General features: G+C 33.9%; 28 protein-coding genes. 27 read left to right on the forward strand and 1 reads right to left on the reverse strand.

The window, feature by feature from the left end:
* Positions 1–20: 20 nt before the first annotated feature.
* From HMPREF2706_RS06395 to rpsI, 21 genes are all read left to right on the forward strand, one after another.
* Positions 21–206 carry a type Z 30S ribosomal protein S14 gene (locus tag HMPREF2706_RS06395; protein ID WP_001829713.1) on the forward strand — a complete coding sequence of 62 codons (186 nt, stop codon included), beginning with the start codon at positions 21–23 and terminating at the stop codon, positions 204–206.
* A gap of 31 nt (positions 207–237) precedes the next feature.
* On the forward strand, positions 238–636 hold the full coding sequence (rpsH, locus tag HMPREF2706_RS06400; RefSeq protein ID WP_002432853.1) for a 30S ribosomal protein S8: 399 nt from the start codon (positions 238–240) through the stop codon (positions 634–636).
* 25 nt (positions 637–661) lie between these two features.
* Positions 662–1,198: a 50S ribosomal protein L6 gene (gene rplF, locus HMPREF2706_RS06405; protein WP_002432506.1), complete on the forward strand. Its 537-nt coding sequence runs from the start codon at positions 662–664 to the stop codon at positions 1,196–1,198.
* 31 nt (positions 1,199–1,229) lie between these two features.
* The gene (rplR, locus tag HMPREF2706_RS06410) at positions 1,230–1,592 is read left to right on the forward strand and encodes a 50S ribosomal protein L18 (protein WP_002432656.1); all 363 of its coding nucleotides are present in this window, start codon (positions 1,230–1,232) and stop codon (positions 1,590–1,592) included.
* 20 nt (positions 1,593–1,612) lie between these two features.
* Positions 1,613–2,113 carry a 30S ribosomal protein S5 gene (rpsE, locus tag HMPREF2706_RS06415; RefSeq protein WP_002432477.1) on the forward strand — a complete coding sequence of 167 codons (501 nt, stop codon included), beginning with the start codon at positions 1,613–1,615 and terminating at the stop codon, positions 2,111–2,113.
* Positions 2,114–2,129: 16 nt separating this feature from the next.
* Positions 2,130–2,309 (forward strand): 50S ribosomal protein L30, encoded by a 180-nt coding sequence (rpmD, locus tag HMPREF2706_RS06420; protein WP_002432330.1) that lies wholly within the window; start codon positions 2,130–2,132, stop codon positions 2,307–2,309.
* Between the two features lie 16 nt (positions 2,310–2,325).
* On the forward strand, positions 2,326–2,766 hold the full coding sequence (rplO, locus tag HMPREF2706_RS06425) for a 50S ribosomal protein L15 (protein WP_001829796.1): 441 nt from the start codon (positions 2,326–2,328) through the stop codon (positions 2,764–2,766).
* On the forward strand, positions 2,766–4,058 hold the full coding sequence (gene secY, locus HMPREF2706_RS06430) for a preprotein translocase subunit SecY (protein WP_002432720.1): 1,293 nt from the start codon (positions 2,766–2,768) through the stop codon (positions 4,056–4,058). Before rplO ends, secY begins: the two co-directional genes overlap by 1 nt.
* 17 nt (positions 4,059–4,075) lie before the next feature.
* Positions 4,076–4,723, forward strand: a complete 648-nt coding sequence (locus HMPREF2706_RS06435; RefSeq protein ID WP_002432905.1) for an adenylate kinase — start codon at positions 4,076–4,078, stop codon at positions 4,721–4,723.
* A 188-nt stretch (positions 4,724–4,911) separates the two neighbouring features.
* Positions 4,912–5,130 carry a translation initiation factor IF-1 gene (gene infA / locus HMPREF2706_RS06440; protein ID WP_001829792.1) on the forward strand — a complete coding sequence of 73 codons (219 nt, stop codon included), beginning with the start codon at positions 4,912–4,914 and terminating at the stop codon, positions 5,128–5,130.
* Between the two features lie 31 nt (positions 5,131–5,161).
* Positions 5,162–5,275: a 50S ribosomal protein L36 gene (gene rpmJ, locus HMPREF2706_RS06445; RefSeq protein ID WP_001829709.1), complete on the forward strand. Its 114-nt coding sequence runs from the start codon at positions 5,162–5,164 to the stop codon at positions 5,273–5,275.
* A 22-nt stretch (positions 5,276–5,297) separates the two neighbouring features.
* The gene (rpsM, locus tag HMPREF2706_RS06450; protein WP_002432712.1) at positions 5,298–5,663 is read left to right on the forward strand and encodes a 30S ribosomal protein S13; all 366 of its coding nucleotides are present in this window, start codon (positions 5,298–5,300) and stop codon (positions 5,661–5,663) included.
* A gap of 22 nt (positions 5,664–5,685) precedes the next feature.
* Positions 5,686–6,075 carry a 30S ribosomal protein S11 gene (gene rpsK / locus HMPREF2706_RS06455; protein ID WP_000101625.1) on the forward strand — a complete coding sequence of 130 codons (390 nt, stop codon included), beginning with the start codon at positions 5,686–5,688 and terminating at the stop codon, positions 6,073–6,075.
* A gap of 76 nt (positions 6,076–6,151) precedes the next feature.
* The gene (locus HMPREF2706_RS06460; protein WP_002453783.1) at positions 6,152–7,096 is read left to right on the forward strand and encodes a DNA-directed RNA polymerase subunit alpha; all 945 of its coding nucleotides are present in this window, start codon (positions 6,152–6,154) and stop codon (positions 7,094–7,096) included.
* A gap of 16 nt (positions 7,097–7,112) precedes the next feature.
* Positions 7,113–7,481, forward strand: a complete 369-nt coding sequence (gene rplQ / locus HMPREF2706_RS06465) for a 50S ribosomal protein L17 (RefSeq protein ID WP_002432926.1) — start codon at positions 7,113–7,115, stop codon at positions 7,479–7,481.
* A gap of 489 nt (positions 7,482–7,970) precedes the next feature.
* Positions 7,971–8,780 carry an energy-coupling factor transporter ATPase gene (locus tag HMPREF2706_RS06470; protein WP_023351309.1) on the forward strand — a complete coding sequence of 270 codons (810 nt, stop codon included), beginning with the start codon at positions 7,971–7,973 and terminating at the stop codon, positions 8,778–8,780.
* The gene (locus HMPREF2706_RS06475) at positions 8,777–9,637 is read left to right on the forward strand and encodes an energy-coupling factor transporter ATPase (protein WP_070862270.1); all 861 of its coding nucleotides are present in this window, start codon (positions 8,777–8,779) and stop codon (positions 9,635–9,637) included. Before HMPREF2706_RS06470 ends, HMPREF2706_RS06475 begins: the two co-directional genes overlap by 4 nt.
* Positions 9,627–10,433 (forward strand): energy-coupling factor transporter transmembrane component T family protein, encoded by an 807-nt coding sequence (locus HMPREF2706_RS06480; protein ID WP_049428239.1) that lies wholly within the window; start codon positions 9,627–9,629, stop codon positions 10,431–10,433. Before HMPREF2706_RS06475 ends, HMPREF2706_RS06480 begins: the two co-directional genes overlap by 11 nt.
* A gap of 3 nt (positions 10,434–10,436) precedes the next feature.
* Positions 10,437–11,240: a tRNA pseudouridine(38-40) synthase TruA gene (truA, locus tag HMPREF2706_RS06485; protein WP_002432901.1), complete on the forward strand. Its 804-nt coding sequence runs from the start codon at positions 10,437–10,439 to the stop codon at positions 11,238–11,240.
* 259 nt (positions 11,241–11,499) lie between these two features.
* Positions 11,500–11,937, forward strand: a complete 438-nt coding sequence (gene rplM, locus HMPREF2706_RS06490; RefSeq protein ID WP_002432528.1) for a 50S ribosomal protein L13 — start codon at positions 11,500–11,502, stop codon at positions 11,935–11,937.
* A gap of 19 nt (positions 11,938–11,956) precedes the next feature.
* Positions 11,957–12,349, forward strand: coding sequence for a 30S ribosomal protein S9 (gene rpsI / locus HMPREF2706_RS06495; protein ID WP_002443706.1), 393 nt, complete (start codon positions 11,957–11,959; stop codon positions 12,347–12,349).
* Between the two features lie 217 nt (positions 12,350–12,566).
* Here the strand turns inward: rpsI and HMPREF2706_RS06500 are convergent, their stop codons facing one another.
* Positions 12,567–13,298, reverse strand: coding sequence for an NAD-dependent protein deacylase (locus HMPREF2706_RS06500; protein WP_023351310.1), 732 nt, complete (start codon positions 13,296–13,298; stop codon positions 12,567–12,569).
* A gap of 253 nt (positions 13,299–13,551) precedes the next feature.
* Between HMPREF2706_RS06500 and HMPREF2706_RS06505 the strand changes: the two genes are divergently transcribed.
* From HMPREF2706_RS06505 to lacF, 6 genes are all read left to right on the forward strand, one after another.
* Positions 13,552–14,307, forward strand: coding sequence for a DeoR/GlpR family DNA-binding transcription regulator (locus HMPREF2706_RS06505; protein ID WP_002432763.1), 756 nt, complete (start codon positions 13,552–13,554; stop codon positions 14,305–14,307).
* 286 nt (positions 14,308–14,593) lie between these two features.
* Complete coding sequence (lacA, locus tag HMPREF2706_RS06510; protein WP_002432864.1) at positions 14,594–15,022, forward strand: galactose-6-phosphate isomerase subunit LacA; 429 nt, start codon at positions 14,594–14,596, stop codon at positions 15,020–15,022.
* 14 nt (positions 15,023–15,036) lie between these two features.
* The gene (gene lacB / locus HMPREF2706_RS06515) at positions 15,037–15,552 is read left to right on the forward strand and encodes a galactose-6-phosphate isomerase subunit LacB (RefSeq protein WP_002432294.1); all 516 of its coding nucleotides are present in this window, start codon (positions 15,037–15,039) and stop codon (positions 15,550–15,552) included.
* 11 nt (positions 15,553–15,563) lie between these two features.
* Positions 15,564–16,496 (forward strand): tagatose-6-phosphate kinase, encoded by a 933-nt coding sequence (locus HMPREF2706_RS06520; RefSeq protein WP_064212203.1) that lies wholly within the window; start codon positions 15,564–15,566, stop codon positions 16,494–16,496.
* A gap of 3 nt (positions 16,497–16,499) precedes the next feature.
* Positions 16,500–17,480 (forward strand): tagatose-bisphosphate aldolase, encoded by a 981-nt coding sequence (gene lacD / locus HMPREF2706_RS06525; protein WP_002432501.1) that lies wholly within the window; start codon positions 16,500–16,502, stop codon positions 17,478–17,480.
* Positions 17,481–17,504: 24 nt separating this feature from the next.
* Entirely contained in the window at positions 17,505–17,819 is a 315-nt protein-coding gene (lacF, locus tag HMPREF2706_RS06530; RefSeq protein ID WP_002432608.1) for a PTS lactose transporter subunit IIA, read from the forward strand.
* The last annotated feature ends 2 nt before the right edge of the window (positions 17,820–17,821 follow it).

The raw sequence follows: 17,821 nt of genomic DNA on the forward strand, positions 1-17,821 counted from the left end.
CTAAAAAGGAGGCTAATTAAGTGGCTAAAACTTCAATGGTTGCTAAGCAACAAAAAAAACAAAAATTCGCTGTACGTGAATATACTCGTTGTGAACGCTGTGGTCGTCCACATTCTGTATATCGTAAATTTAAATTATGCCGTATTTGTTTCCGTGAATTAGCTTACAAAGGCCAAATTCCTGGCGTACGTAAAGCTAGCTGGTAATAATTAAGAGTCTGAAAGGAGGCAACAATCAATGACAATGACAGATCCAATCGCAGATATGCTTACTCGTGTTAGAAATGCAAACATGGTTCGTCACGAGAAGTTAGAATTACCTGCATCTAATATTAAAAAAGAAATCGCTGAAATCTTAAAAAATGAAGGTTTCATTAAAAACGTTGAATACGTAGAAGACGATAAACAAGGTGTTATTCGTTTATTCTTAAAATATGGTCAAAACAATGAACGTGTTATCACAGGATTAAAACGTATCTCTAAACCTGGTTTACGTGTATATGCTAAAGCTAACGAAGTACCTAAAGTATTAAACGGTTTAGGTATTGCATTAGTCTCAACTTCTGAAGGTGTTATCACTGATAAAGAAGCTAGAAAACGTAACGTAGGTGGAGAAATTATCGCGTACGTTTGGTAATTAATTAATAAGGAGGTGCCATAACATGAGTCGTGTTGGTAAGAAAATTATTAACATTCCTAGTGACGTAACAGTAACTTTTGATAATAATCATGTAACTGTTAAAGGTCCAAAAGGTGAATTAGAAAGAACTTTAAATGAAAGAATGACATTCAAACAAGAAGAAAACACAATCGAAGTTGTAAGACCTTCTGATTCTAAAGAAGATAGAACAGACCATGGTACAACTCGTGCTTTATTAAATAATATGGTACTAGGTGTTTCTCAAGGTTTCGAAAAATCACTTGAACTTGTTGGTGTCGGTTACCGTGCGCAAATGCAAGGTAATGACTTAGTACTAAATGTTGGTTATTCTCACCCAGTTGAAATTAAAGCTGAAGACGGTATTACTTTTGCTGTTGAGAAAAACACAACTGTTAAAGTATCTGGTGTTTCTAAAGAACAAGTTGGTGCGATTGCATCTAACATCCGTTCAGTAAGACCTCCAGAACCTTATAAAGGTAAAGGTATTCGTTACCAAGGTGAATATGTTCGCCGTAAAGAAGGTAAAACTGGTAAATAATAGATAACACTCTAAAGAAAGGAGTATTGAAATGATCAGTAAAATTGATAAAAATAAAGTACGTTTGAAAAGACATGCTCGTGTTCGTACTAAATTATCAGGTACAGCTGAAAAGCCACGTTTAAATGTGTATCGTTCAAACAAACACATCTACGCTCAAATTATTGATGATGTTAAAGGCGAAACTTTAGCTCAAGCTTCATCACAAGATAAAGATATTGCAAACGAATCTGCGTCTAAAGTTGATTTATCAACTAAAGTAGGTCAAACAATTGCTAAAAAAGCAAACGATAAAGGTATTAAAGAAATCGTATTCGACCGTGGAGGTTATTTATACCACGGACGTGTTAAAGCATTAGCAGATGCTGCTAGAGAAAGCGGATTAGAATTTTAATTTAAAGGAGGGACACATTCATGGCTCGTAGAGAAGAAGAAACTAAAGAATTTGAAGAACGCGTTGTTACGATAAACCGTGTTGCTAAAGTAGTAAAAGGTGGTCGTCGTTTCCGTTTCACTGCATTAGTAGTTGTAGGTGATAAAAATGGTCGTGTAGGTTTCGGTACTGGTAAAGCTCAAGAGGTACCTGAAGCTATCAAAAAAGCTGTAGAATCAGCTAAAAAAGATTTAGTAGTTGTTCCACGTGTTGAAGGTACAACTCCTCACACTATTACTGGTCGCTATGGTTCAGGTAGCGTATTAATGAAACCAGCTGCACCTGGTACTGGGGTAATCGCTGGTGGACCTGTTCGTGCGGTATTAGAGTTAGCTGGAATCACTGATATCTTAAGTAAATCATTAGGATCAAATACTCCAATTAACATGGTTCGTGCGACAATCAATGGTTTACAAAACTTAAAAAATGCAGAAGATGTTGCTAAATTACGTGGCAAATCTGTAGAAGAATTATACAATTAAGGAGGGAAAATAAGTTATGGCTAAATTACAAATTACCCTCACTCGTAGTGTTATTGGTCGTCCTGAAACACAACGTAAAACTGTTGAAGCATTAGGTCTTAAAAAAACTAATAGTTCAGTAGTTGTTGAAGATAACCCTGCTATCCGTGGGCAAATCAACAAAGTTAAACATTTATTAACAATTGAAGAAAAATAATTAAGGAGGTGCCGAAATGAAATTACATGAGTTAAAAGCAGCTGAAGGATCACGTCGTGTACGTAACCGTGTAGGTCGTGGTGCTGCAACTGGTAACGGTAAAACTAGTGGCCGTGGTCAAAAAGGTCAAAAAGCACGTTCAGGTGGTAAAGTAAGACCAGGATTTGAAGGTGGACAATTACCTCTATTCCGTCGTTTACCTAAACGTGGTTTCACTAACATTAACCGTAAAGAATATGCTATTGTTAACTTAGACCAACTTAATAAATTTGAAGATGGTACTGAAGTAACTCCAGCTTTATTGGTAGAATCTGGTGTAGTTAAGAATGAAAAATCTGGTATTAAAGTACTAGGTAATGGTTCACTTGATAAGAAATTAACAGTGAAAGCTCATAAATTCTCAGCTTCAGCAGCAGAAGCTATTGATGCTAAAGGTGGAGCACACGAGGTGATCTAATGTTTCAAACGCTTGTGCGTTTCTTTACAACTAAAGAAGTGCGTAACAAGATTTTCTTCACTCTAGCAATGTTAGTAATTTTTAAAATAGGAACGTATATTCCTGCTCCAGGTGTAAATCCTGAAGCATTTAACCATCCACAGGGTTCTCAAGGTGCCACTGAGTTATTAAATACTTTTGGTGGCGGTGCCTTGAAACGTTTCTCTATCTTTGCGATGGGTATTATGCCCTATATCACCGCATCCATTGTAATGCAATTATTGCAAATGGATATTGTGCCTAAGTTCTCTGAATGGGCTAAGCAAGGTGAAATGGGTCGAAGAAAAATTAATAATGTAACACGTTATTTCGCTATTATTCTAGCTTTTATCCAATCAATAGGCATGGCTTTCCAATTTAACAATTATCTTGGTGGCAAATTGATTATGGATAAATCAATTATGAGTTATTTATTGATTGCAGTTGTTTTAACAGCAGGAACAGCTTTCTTAATTTGGCTTGGTGACCAAATCACTCAGTTTGGTGTTGGTAATGGTATTTCTCTTATCATCTTTGCTGGGATTTTATCTACATTGCCATCTAGTATAGAACAATTTGGCCAATCTTTATTTGTTGGTCAAGATGATACTTCACTAGCATGGTTAAAAATTGCTGGCTTAATTGTAGCATTAATCTTACTAACGGTTGGTGCTATATTCGTACTTGAAGCTAAGCGTAAAATTCCAATTCAATATGCAAAGAAACAATCTACTCAACGATTAGGTACACAAGCAACTTATCTACCTTTAAAAGTTAACTCAGCCGGGGTTATTCCAGTAATCTTTGCGATGGCGTTTTTCTTATTACCAAGAACGTTGACTTTATTCTTCCCTAAAGCTGAATGGGCACAGAATATTGCGGACACTGCTAATCCATCAAGTAATATTGGAATGATCGTTTATATTGTATTAATTATTGCTTTTGCATATTTTTATGCATTTGTTCAAGTTAATCCTGAAAAGATGGCTGATAACCTTAAAAAGCAAGGTAGTTATGTCCCAGGTATAAGACCTGGTGAACAAACCAAAAAATATATTACTAAAGTTCTTTACAGACTGACATTTGTAGGTTCTATATTCCTAGCAGTTATAGCTATTTTACCTATAGTAGCAACTAAATTTATGGGCTTACCACAATCAATTCAAATTGGTGGTACGAGCTTATTAATTGTTATCGGGGTAGCTATTGAAACTATGAAGACATTAGAAGCTCAAGTGACTCAAAAAGAGTACAAAGGCTTTGGTGGTAGATAATTTGTAGGAGGGCACTTATGAATATCATTTTAATGGGTTTACCTGGCGCAGGTAAAGGAACTCAAGCGAGTGAAATTGTTAAGAAATTCCCAATACCACATATTTCTACTGGTGACATGTTCAGAAAAGCGATTAAAGATGAAACTGATTTAGGTAAAGAAGCTAAATCATATATGGATCGTGGAGAATTAGTTCCTGATGAAGTTACTGTAGGTATCGTTAAAGAAAGAATTTCTGAAGACGATGCAAAAAAAGGATTCTTACTAGATGGATTCCCTCGAACTATCGAACAAGCTGAGGCATTAAATAGTATTATGTCTGAGCTTGATAGAGAAATTGATGCAGTTATCAATATCGAAGTTCCTGAGGAAGAACTTATGAATCGTCTTACAGGTCGTCGTATTTGTGAGAAATGTGGTACAACTTATCATCTTGTATTTAATCCTCCAAAAGTTGACGGTATTTGCGATATCGATGGTGGAAAGTTATATCAACGAGAAGATGACAATCCAGAAACAGTATCAAATCGTTTGAGCGTTAATGTAAAACAATCTAAACCTATTTTAGAGTATTACAATGAAAAAGGTGTCTTGAAAAACATTGATGGTTCAAAAGATATTGAAGAAGTAACCAACGATGTCATTGATATCTTAGATCATTTATAATAGATCAACACTATACGGTCTATTGCTTAGTGAATATTTGAGTAAAATTTAATAGAATGAGTGACAAATAACGATTTTTAATTCCCGTATTTTTGTTAAACTTATATTAATTAGTCACGAATAGATTCGTATCGTTAAGTTGTCTATTGACGATTACCTTACTATTGCAAAAAGGGGGAAGTTAATCAATGGCTAAACAAGATGTAATTGAATTAGAAGGTACTGTATTAGATACTTTACCAAATGCAATGTTTAAAGTAGAATTAGAAAATGGTCATGAGATTTTAGCGCACGTAAGTGGTAAAATCAGAATGAATTACATTCGTATTCTACCTGGCGACAAAGTAACTGTTGAGATGTCTCCGTATGATTTATCACGCGGTAGAATTACTTATCGTTATAAATAATCGTCACTCCATAATATAGGGAGGTATAAAAATGAAAGTAAGACCATCAGTAAAACCAATTTGCGAAAAATGCAAAGTCATTAAACGTAAAGGTAAAGTAATGGTAATTTGTGATAATCCTAAGCACAAACAAAGACAAGGTTAATAAAAGAGAGGTGTAAATTAATATGGCACGTATTGCAGGAGTGGATATCCCACGTGAAAAACGCATTGTTATCTCATTAACATACGTTTATGGTATCGGCACTTCAACTGCTAACAAAATTGTTGAAGAAGCTAACGTATCAGCAGATACTCGCGTTAAAGATTTAACTGATGACGAATTAGGTCGTATCCGTGAAGTTGTAGATAGCTACAAAGTAGAAGGTGACTTACGTCGTGAACAAAACTTAAACATCAAACGTTTAATGGAAATTTCATCATACCGTGGAATTCGTCACCGTCGTGGCTTACCAGTTCGTGGTCAAAAAACTAAAAACAACGCACGTACTCGTAAAGGCCCAGTTAAAACAGTAGCTAATAAGAAAAAATAATAGGTAAAGGAGGCAAAAAATAATGGCACGTAAACAAGTATCTCGTAAACGTAGAGTGAAAAAGAATATTGAAAACGGTGTAGCTCATATCCGTTCAACATTCAATAATACTATCGTAACTATCACTGATGAATTCGGTAATGCATTATCTTGGTCATCAGCTGGTGCATTAGGATTCAAAGGATCAAAAAAATCAACACCATTCGCAGCACAAATGGCTTCAGAAACAGCTTCTAAATCAGCTATGGAGCATGGTTTAAAAACTGTTGAAGTAACAGTTAAAGGACCTGGCCCTGGCCGTGAATCAGCTATCCGTGCATTACAATCTGCAGGATTAGAAGTAACTGCAATTAGAGACGTTACTCCAGTACCTCACAACGGTTGTCGTCCACCAAAACGTCGTCGCGTCTAATTTATGATTGTATTGTTACAGGTCACTGAGCAAACAGTTTAAATCTAGTCGACGTATTTAAGGAGGATATTTGTAAATGATAGAAATTGAAAAACCTAGAATTGAGACAATTGAAATTAGTGAAGATGCTAAATTCGGTAAGTTCGTTGTTGAACCACTTGAGCGTGGCTACGGTACTACACTAGGAAACTCCTTACGTCGTATCCTACTATCTTCATTACCAGGTGCAGCCGTTAAGTACATCGAAATTGAAGGAGTTTTACACGAATTTTCAGCAGTAGACAATGTTGTAGAAGATGTTTCAACAATTATTATGAACATTAAAAAATTAGCATTAAAAATTTACTCTGAAGAAGACAAAACTCTTGAAATTGATGTTAAAGATGAAGGCGAAGTAACTGCAAGTGACATTACTCACGACAGCGATGTTGAGATTTTAAATCCAGAACTTAAAATCGCAACAGTGTCTAAAGGTGGACATCTTAAAGTGCGTCTTGTTGCTAATAAGGGTAGAGGTTACGCATTAGCTGAACAGAATAATACTAGTGATTTACCAATTGGTGTAATTCCTGTTGATTCACTATATTCACCTGTAGAACGTGTTAACTACACTGTAGAAAATACACGCGTAGGTCAAAGTAGTGATTTTGATAAATTAACTTTAGATGTTTGGACTAACGGTTCAATCACTCCACAAGAGTCAGTATCATTAGCAGCTAAAATAATGACTGAACACTTGAATATCTTTGTAGGTCTAACTGATGAAGCTCAAAATGCTGAAATCATGATTGAAAAAGAAGAAGATCAAAAAGAAAAAGTACTTGAAATGTCTATCGAAGAATTAGACTTATCAGTACGTTCATATAACTGCTTAAAACGCGCAGGAATCAATTCTGTACAAGAGTTAGCTGATAAATCTGAAGCTGACATGATGAAAGTGCGTAATTTAGGTCGTAAATCTCTAGAAGAAGTTAAATATAAATTAGAAGATTTAGGATTAGGATTAAGAAAAGAAGATTGATAAAGGAGGTTAACTCATGGGTTACAGAAAATTAGGTCGTACTTCTGATCAACGTAAAGCAATGTTACGTGACTTAGCGACATCTCTTATCGTAAGTGAACGTATCGAAACTACAGAAGCTCGTGCTAAAGAAGTTCGCAGTGTTGTAGAGAAATTAATCACTTTAGGTAAAAAAGGAGATTTAGCTTCTCGTCGTAATGCAGCTAAAACTTTACGTAATGTTGAAATCTTAAATGAAGATGAATCAACACAAACTGCTCTTCAAAAATTATTCGGTGAAATCGCTGAACGTTATAATGAACGTCAAGGTGGTTACACTCGTATCCTTAAAGTAGGCCCACGTCGCGGTGACGGTGCTGAATCAGTAATTATCGAATTAGTATAATTTAAATAGGGTAGGATAATTTACAATTAGATTTCATTATCCTTACCCTTACCTTAATAAATACACTTACTACTTATATATAAAGCAAATGAGTGCAACGATAATGTTTGCCACATACAAATATTGTCTAGCTCAGAGTACCCCATCTAACTAAATATTTTCTATAAGCGTGAACTCAACAATTTGATGGGGTGCGCGCTTTTTTATTTGAATTGGACTAAAATTCAGTTTTAACCTCTATTTCGTTGTCCAATTTTAGTAAATAAGACTGATATTATATAGAGGTTATAGTCATTCGGACTTAATATCAGTCACTTATTTTTTTATTTAAGCTGAGACATTTTTAATGCTATATGTCCCAGCTTTTTATTTTTATCTAATACCTATTTAGTTCGATGTAAATAACTCATATGTGATATACAGATAAATTGAATTATTGTAAAATATTTAAAGTAATATTCAATATTCGAGTTTAAGGAGTTGTTTAATGTGAAAAGTCTTGATAATATCATTGAATTTAATAATGTATCATTTCAGTATCAAAGTGATGCGGCTTTTACATTAAATAACGTTAGTTTTACAATTCCTTCTGGAAAATGGACTTCAATTGTTGGACACAATGGGTCAGGTAAATCAACTATTGCTAAATTAATAGTCGGAATTGAGAAAGCTAATGAAGGACATATACTATTTAAAAATAAAAAAATTGATATTAATAGTATTCAAGAAGTTAGAAATCACATAGGTATTGTATTTCAAAATCCTGATAATCAATTTGTTGGTTCTACAGTAAAGTTTGATGTGGCATTTGGCCTTGAAAATCATGCCGTACCTCATGATGAGATGCAAAAGATTGTCGATCGTTCCTTATCGGAAGTAGATATGTTAGATAAAGCTGATTATGAACCACATTCGCTCTCAGGAGGGCAGAAGCAACGCGTTGCTATAGCTGGAGTTCTAGCACTAAACCCGTCTGTTATAATTTTAGATGAGGCGACGACAATGCTTGATCCTAATGCAAAGGCATCACTTTTAAAACTCGTTCATGAAGTTAAAGAGGATAATGACGTTACGATAATTTCAATCACGCATGATTTAGATGAAGTTATTGAAGCAGATAATGTTATCGTGATGAATAATGGAACGGTATTCAAACAGGGGTCCCCTCAAGAAATATTTAAATATACAGATGAACTTACTGCTATAGGTTTGGATTTACCTTTCTCTATGAAAATAAATCAACGATTAGGTTTCGATTCGTCATTTGTTACTTACGAAGGGTTGGTCAAAAAGTTATGACTATACAGATGAATAATGTCAGCTACACTTATCAAAAAGGAACGCCATATGAGTATAATGCAATAGAAGATGTCAATTTAACATTTGAACAAGGTAATTATTACGCTATAGTCGGTCAAACAGGTAGTGGCAAATCTACTTTAATTCAGCATATTAATGCACTTTTAAAACCAACAAAAGGGTCTATTACATTTGATGAAATAGAAATATCTCATAAAACTAAAGATAAATACTTAAGACCTATTCGTAAAAAGGTAGGAATGGTCTTCCAATTTCCTGAATCTCAATTATTTGAAGATAGTGTAGAAAAAGAAATAGAGTTTGGCCCTAAAAATTTTAAATTGGACTTAGAAAAGGTAAAGGAAAAGTCTTATCAATTATTATTAGATTTAGGTTTTTCTAGAGATATTATGTCTCTTTCTCCTTTTCAAATGTCTGGCGGGCAAATGAGAAAAATAGCAATCGTATCTATATTATCTATGAATCTTGAAGTTATTATTTTAGATGAGCCGACAGCAGGTTTAGATCCACAAAGTAAAAAACAAATCATGTCTTTAATTAAACGCATACAAATAGAAGAAAACAAGACAATCATTCTTGTTTCACATGACATGAATGATGTCGCACGTTATGCTGACGAGGTCATAGTCCTAAATAAAGGGCGAGTGGTAGAAACTAAAGAGCCGAGAGCGTTATTTAGGTCTACAAGCCAAATAGAAGATTGGCATATTACTTTGCCCAACATAGTAAAATTACAAAAAGACTTTGAATATAAGTATAATACTACTTTACCTAAATTAGCGTTAAACGAAGAAGAATTTGCGAGTTTATATAGGGAGTGGCAGAATGAAAAATAAATTAATCATTGGACGTTATCTCCCAAATCATTCGACTGTACATCATCTCGATCCTAGAGCAAAACTTATCTTTGTTTTTGTGTTTATAGTCTATATTTTCTTTTGCCATTCGTTTGGAACTTACGCATGGATATTTTTACTGATAATTGTTTTTATGAAATTGGCTAAAATACCATTCGGATTTTTAATGAAAGGTCTCACGCCTATATTTTTCTTTTTAATATTTACTTTTTTAATGCATATTTTCTTTACCAATGGGGGTAAGATACTTTTTCATTGGGGAATCCTTACAATAGAGTCCGATGGTGTTCTTGAAGGTATCTATATCTCTCTAAGACTTATATTTATTGTTATGATTGCGACAATAATGACATTATCTACTAGCCCTATAGATTTGACTGATGCATTTGAAAGATTATTATCACCTCTAAAGCTAGTTAAGGTGCCAGTGCATCAATTAAGCATGATGATGTCCATTGCATTAAGATTTATTCCTACGTTAATGGATGAATTAGAAAAAATTATCTTAGCTCAGAAATCAAGAGGTTCCGAAATAAGTTCAGGTAGCATAGTAACTAGAATAAAAGCATTCATCCCTTTAATGATTCCATTATTTATTTCTGCTTTCCAAAGAGCCGAAGAATTAGCAATAGCGATGGAAGTTAGAGGATATGATATGAATGTTAAACGTACGAGTTATAGGTTATTACATTGGCGTCTAAGAGATACATTTGCTTTATTAACATTAATACCAATTGCAATTATCCTATTTATTATTAAATTCTCAGGAGTGTAGACATTGCGAATTTTAGTAGAAATAGCATACCAGGGTAATCAATTTTTAGGATTTCAAATCCAACAACAAGGAAGAACTGTACAGCAACAATTTGAAAAGATTTTAAAACGTATGCATAAACGGCATGTACGAATTCATCCTACCAGTCGTACAGATAGAGGGGTGCATGCGTATCAACAATTTTTCCATTTTGATACTGAGTTAAATATAGATAATCAACAATGGCAATATGCGATGAATCGTTTTTTACCTGATGATATTTACGTCAAAAACGTTCAAACAGTAGAAGAAAACTTTCATTGTAGATATGATTGTGTCGGCAAGAGATATCGCTATAAAGTTTATCAAGGTGAACATCGTAATCCCTTTAAAAGTGGTCTCGAAACATTTATAAATAGTGATTTAGATTTATCAAAAATGAATGAAGCTGCGCATCATTTTATTGGTACACATGACTTTACGGGGTTTTGTTCTCAGAAAACGGAAGTGGAAAGTAAAGTAAGAACGTTATACCAAAGTGAAGTGGTTCAAACTGAGACAGGTTTTGATTATGTGGTTACTGGTTCTGGATTTCTTTATAACATGGTTCGTGTTCTTGTAGCATTTTTAATAGAGGTGGGAAAAGGGAAGCGACAACCCGACGAAGTTCCGCAACTACTTGAAGAAAAAAATAGAAACAATGTGCCTTTTACTGCTCCGGCAGAAGGACTTTACTTAGAAAAGATTTATTTGTCGCCAGAATCACTAACAGAAGAGTTTGGAAATGATATTAAAATACATCTTAAAAAATCATTGGAAAATGACTGAATGTCATTGACAAAAGCATTGTGAAATTATAAGATTATTAACGGTATTGTTTTATATCACCCCACGATAAGCCCCGGAAACTTATTGTGTTACTAGATATATAAGCAAAGTAGAACTACAGTTAATAAAATAAATGAAATCTTACGCTTTTAAATCGTAACAAATATTAAAATTGTGCGTTTTTTGATCATAGGTTCGAATGTGATCGATTGACAAAACAATTAAGAATGAAGCATTTATTTTTAGGAGGACAATTATTATGCGTCAAACATTTATGGCAAATGAATCAAACATTGAGCGCAAATGGTATGTTATTGATGCTGAAGGCCAAACATTAGGTCGTTTATCATCTGAAGTAGCTGCTATCTTACGCGGTAAAAATAAAGTAACTTATACACCACACGTTGATACTGGTGACTATGTAATCATCATCAACGCTTCAAAAATCGAATTCACTGGTAATAAAGAACAAGATAAAATGTACCACCGTCATTCAAATCACCCAGGTGGTTTAAAATCAATCACAGCAGGTGAATTAAGAAGAACAAACCCAGAACGTTTATTAGAAACTTCTATCAAAGGTATGTTACCAAGTTCACGCTTAGGTGAAAAACAAGGTAAAAAATTATTTGTATATGGTGGCGCTGAACATCCACACGCTGCACAACAACCAGAAAACTACGAGTTACGTGGTTAATTAGAAGGAGGAAATTACATTGGCACAAGTTGAATATAAAGGTACAGGCCGTCGTAAAAACTCAGTAGCACGTGTACGTTTAGTACCAGGTGAAGGTAACATTACAGTTAATAACCGTGACGTACGTGACTACTTACCATTCGAATCATTAATCTTAGACTTAAATCAACCATTCGATGTTACTGAAACTAAAGGTAACTATGACGTTTTAGTAAACGTTCACGGTGGTGGTTTCACTGGACAAGCTCAAGCTATCCGTCACGGAATCGCTCGTGCTTTATTAGAAGCTGACCCTGAATACAGAGGTTCTTTAAAACGCGCTGGATTACTTACTCGTGACCCACGTATGAAAGAACGTAAAAAACCAGGTCTTAAAAAAGCTCGTCGTTCTCCTCAATTCTCAAAACGTTAATTTTGGCGAACGCGCAAAAACACTTCCCATTATATGGGAAGTGTTTTTTTATTTTCAATTATCATTAGTTATAGAAATAAGTAATTAGAATCCGAGTGTTGTCGTTTATAACTTTTTATTTTATATAATCATTTTTAAGCGAGCTTTTCTATATTTTTAGTTACTAATTATTAAATTAAAAAGGTAGCATGATTGTTTCACGCTACTTGTATACGGTCTATTTTTTCATGATCTTTTCGACGACTTCTGTCATATCATCATGTATGACTAAGTCAGCACTTTGATCATATGGCGTGCGATCCCTATTGATTATTATTAAATTGTCACCTTTAAATTCTGAAACAAAGCCGGCTGCTGGTTGTACTACGAGTGAAGACCCTAGAACAACTAGCGTGTCAGCTTTTTGTAATTTTTCTAAAGCTCTAAATACTGTGTTTTGATTTAACATTTCTCCGTATAATACAATATCTGGTCTTATAATCTGCCCACATTTTTCACAATATCTTATGTGATTTTCCATCACTTGAGATTTTGAGTATTCATTGTAGCATTTGATACAGTAAAAGCGATTTAAAGTGCCGTGCAACTCATCGACATGACGACTTCCTGCATCTGAATGCAAGCCATCAATATTTTGAGTAATAACACCTAAAGATTTGTGTTCACGTTCTAAAGCAGCAATCCACTGATGTACAATATTTGGCTTTTTATCAGCTATTAATAATCTTTTATGATAAAAATCAATAAAACTCTCTTTATCATCATTTAAATGATCTACGCTTAGTAAATACTCAGGAGATTGACCATCCTTTGATATCTCATCAAATAGACCTCCCATCGAGCGGAAATCTGGAATACCACTTGCTACTGAAACACCCGCGCCTGTAAAAAACACAATGTTATTGGATCTTTCTAAAATACTTTTTAATAGTTGAATTTCCTTTTCCATTGAATCACCTCAGTTTTTGATTTATTTATAATTAATGGAAATCTGTAATTCTTATCTCAAATAACAGCAGGGATATTATTATAGATTCCATGTTATGATTTTTTAGTAGCAACAACTTCACATAAAATATTACTTTATCATTTTAAAGTATTTAAAGTATGTTATAAAATTATATTAAGACATAAGAAAAGTAATTTAAAGTTTAAACAAATTAAGATTGTAAATGATGTAATCGTAGGAAGTGGATATAGATATGAATAAATATGATAGACTCGACGAAATTACAAAACTCATCAACAAAAGAGGAACGGTTAGAACAAATGAAATTGTAGAAGGTCTTAATGTATCAGATATGACTGTTCGACGTGATTTAGCAGAGTTAGAAGAGAAAGGCGTTCTCACTAAGATACATGGTGGAGCTCGTAGTAATTCTGCATTTCAATATAAAGAAATGTCTCACCAAGAAAAACATACGCACTACATTGAGGAGAAACGCTATATCGCCAAAAAAGCAGTAGAGCTTATAGAAAATGGTGACACAATATTCTTAGGGCCAGGTACTACTGTGCAAAAATTGGCAGAAGAAATTCACCACCATTCACTTACTGTTATCACCAATTGTTTACCAGTTTTTAAAATTCTCATGAATAAACAGAGCTTACATTTTAGAGTGTATCTGCTAGGTGGAGAAATGAGAGATTTAACTGAAGCTTTCGTAGGAGAAATGACGAATCAATTATTGAATAACTTGAGATTTAGTAAGATGTTTTTTAGTAGTAATGGAGTTAAAGATGGTGTAGCGATGACATCTTCAATAGATGAAGCTTACACCCAACAACTTGCTTTAAAACATTCAATAGAGAAATATTTACTTATTGATTCTTCAAAAATTGGAAAAGATGATTTTTCATCTTTCTGTGAATTAAAAGAATTAAATGCGGTATTAATGGATAATAATAATTCGGAAAAGACAGAACAAGTTGAAAAATATGTTGAGGTCATTGACTAAAATATAGAATTTAATATCTATTAATTAATTATCCTTTATAGAGCGGTAAATGAATTCATTCTTTGAGAATGAGATTTCATTTCCGCTCTTTTTTGTTGATTTACAAAGCCAGTATAAACACTAAGTTCACTAAATGTTTGAAAACAAACATTAAATAAACAAAGTTCAAACAATATATGTTGAATTATTGTTGTATAGTGTTTATAATTTAAACATAGGTAATTGAAAGCGCTTTTCTTAATTGATATGTGTTTGCTTTCAAAATCATTTTAAAAGGAGACTTAAAATGACAATTATTATTGGTTCTGATGTAGATGGTAAACGTCTTAAAGATTTAATTAAAGTTTATTTGAAAGAGAACGATTTCGAAGTATTAGATGTAACAGAGGGTAAAGATTTAGATTTTGTAGATTCAACAGTATCTGTTGCACGTGAAGTTCAAAAGTCTGACGACAATTTGGGTATTGCCATCGACGCTTATGGTGCAGGTAGTTTTATAGTTGCTACAAAAATTAAAGGGATGATTGCAGCTGAAGTTTCAGACGAACGTTCAGCATATATGACTAGAGGTCATAATAATTCAAAAATGATTACTCTAGGTTCAGAAATTGTTGGGGACACATTAGCTAAGAATGTAGTTAAAGGTTTCGTTAATGGACACTACGATGGTGGGCGTCACCAAATTCGCGTAGATATGCTCAATAAAATGTGCTAATAGGAGGAGAATAAATGAAAATTGCTTTAGGTTGTGACCATATTGTCACTGATACAAAAATGGAAGTATCTCAGTTTTTAAAGTCAAAAGGACACGAAGTTATTGATGTTGGAACATATGACTTCACACGTACGCATTATCCTATTTTCGGTAAAAAAGTAGGAGAAGAAGTTGTAAACGGTAATGCTGACTTAGGTGTATGTATTTGCGGTACTGGTGTTGGTATTAATAATGCGGTTAACAAAGTTGCTGGCGTTCGTTCTGCACTTGTACGTGATATGACTTCAGCTTTATATGCGAAAGAGGAATTAAATGCAAATGTTATTGGTTTTGGTGGTAAAATCATCGGCGAACTTTTAATGTGCGACATTATTGAAGCATTTATCAATGCTGAGTATAAACCAACAGAAGAAAATAAAAAATTAATTGCAAAAATTAATCATCTTGAAAGTCATAATGCTAAACAAGAAGATCCACATTTCTTTGATGAATTTTTAGAAAAGTGGGATAAAGGCGAATATCACGATTAAGGAAGTACAACATGATTTTAACTTTAACATTAAATCCTTCGGTAGATATCTCTTATCCATTGGATGAATTACATATTGATACAGTTAATAGAGTTCAAAACGTTAGTAAGACAGCTGGTGGAAAGGGACTCAATGTAACTAGGGTGTTATCACAACTCAATGAACAAGTTGTTGCCACTGGCTTTTTGGGTGGTAAAATAGGCGATTTTATAGCAGAAAAGTTGAATCACAATCAAGTGAAACATTCATTTTTCAAAATTAAAGGTGAAACTAGGAATTGTATTGCTATATTGCATAATGGCAACCAAACAGAGATTTTGGAGCAAGGACCAACAATAACTGTGGATGAATCAACCGGGTTTTTGAAGCATTTAAAAGATCTAATACCAAAAGCTAAATCGGTTGTTATTTCTGGGAGCTTACCAAAAGGTGTAGATTCAAATTATTATTCAAAAATTATTGATATATGTAATGAAAATGATAAACCAGTCGTGCTGGATTGTGCTGGAGAAACATTAAAGGAAGCGTTACAAAATAATCACAAACCGACAGTGATAAAGCCAAATATTGAAGAATTATCACAATTGATTTCTACAGAACTTAATGAATCAACTGAAGAGCTGAAAAAAGCTTTAAATCATCAATTATTTAAAGGTATTGAGTGGATTATTGTTTCTTTAGGTGCGAATGGTGCGTTTGCTAAACATAATAATCAATTTTATAAAGTAAACATTCCTTCGATTAAAGTACTTAATCCAGTGGGTTCTGGAGATTCAACAGTTGCAGGAATAGCTTCAGCAATTGTTCATCATGAAAGTGATGAGAATCTACTTAAGAAGTCGAACACTTTAGGAATGTTAAATGCTCAAGAGGCACAAACAGGTTATGTAAATATGTCTAATTATTCTCAGCTCTTTGACCAAATTGAAATTATAGAGGTGTAAAACATGGTAAAAACAACTCAAAAAACGGCATCAATTGAACATCTAAGTAATGATAAAGGTGTCATCTCAGCTTTAGCTTTTGACCAACGTGGTGCGTTAAAACGTATGATGGCAAAACATCAAACAGATGAACCTACAATTGAGCAAATTGAACAATTAAAAGTTTTAGTATCAGAAGAGTTAACGCAATACGCGTCATCTATTCTTTTGGACCCTGAATATGGTTTACCTGCATCAGAAGCTCGTAATAAAGAGTGTGGTTTATTACTTGCCTATGAAAAAACAGGATATGACGTTAACGCAAAAGGTCGATTACCTGACTGTTTAGTAGAATGGTCAGCTAAACGACTTAAAGAGCAAGGTGCAAATGCCGTTAAATTCTTGCTTTATTATGACGTCGACGATGCAGAAGAAATTAATATTCAGAAGAAAGCTTACATTGAACGAATTGGATCTGAATGTGTAGCTGAAGATATTCCATTTTTCTTAGAAGTTCTCACTTATGACGATAATATTCCAGATAATAGTAGTCTAGAATTTGCGAAAGTGAAACCAAGAAAAGTAAATGAAGCGATGAAACTATTCTCAGAAGATCGCTTTAATGTTGATGTCTTAAAAGTAGAAGTACCAGTAAATATGAAATATGTTGAAGGATTCACTGATGGAGAAGTAGCTTATTCTAAAGAAGAAGCAGCACAATATTTTAAAGACCAAGACGCTTCAACAAAATTACCATATATTTACTTAAGTGCAGGCGTTTCTGCTGAACTTTTCCAAGAGACTTTAAAATTTGCACATGACGCAGGAGCTCAATTCAATGGAGTACTTTGTGGTAGAGCTACTTGGGCAGGCGCAGTTCAAGTATATATCGAAAAAGGTGAAGAAGCGGCTAGACAATGGCTTCGTACTACAGGATTCAAAAACATTGACGAGTTGAATAAAGTTTTAGAAACGACTGCAACATCATGGAAAGAGAGAGTTTAATTCTCGAAAGGGGACAGACACATCATGAATAGAGAAGAAGTACAATTATTAGGTTTTGAAATTGTTGCTTACGCTGGAGATGCACGGTCTAAGTTTTTAGAGGCATTAACAGCCGCACAAGAGGGAGAGTATGATAAAGCCGAATCTTTAATAGAAGAGGGTAATCAGTGCATTGCTGATGCACATCGTGCTCAAACTAGTTTATTACAAAAAGAAGCTCAAGGAGACGACATTGCTTATAGTGTAACGATGATGCATGGTCAAGATCATTTAATGACTACTATTTTATTAAAAGATCTAATGAAGCATTTAATCGAATTATATAAAAGAAAGAGTTGACC

It is taken from the genome of Staphylococcus sp. HMSC067F07, assembly GCF_001837405.1.
Lineage (GTDB): Bacteria > Bacillota > Bacilli > Staphylococcales > Staphylococcaceae > Staphylococcus > Staphylococcus capitis.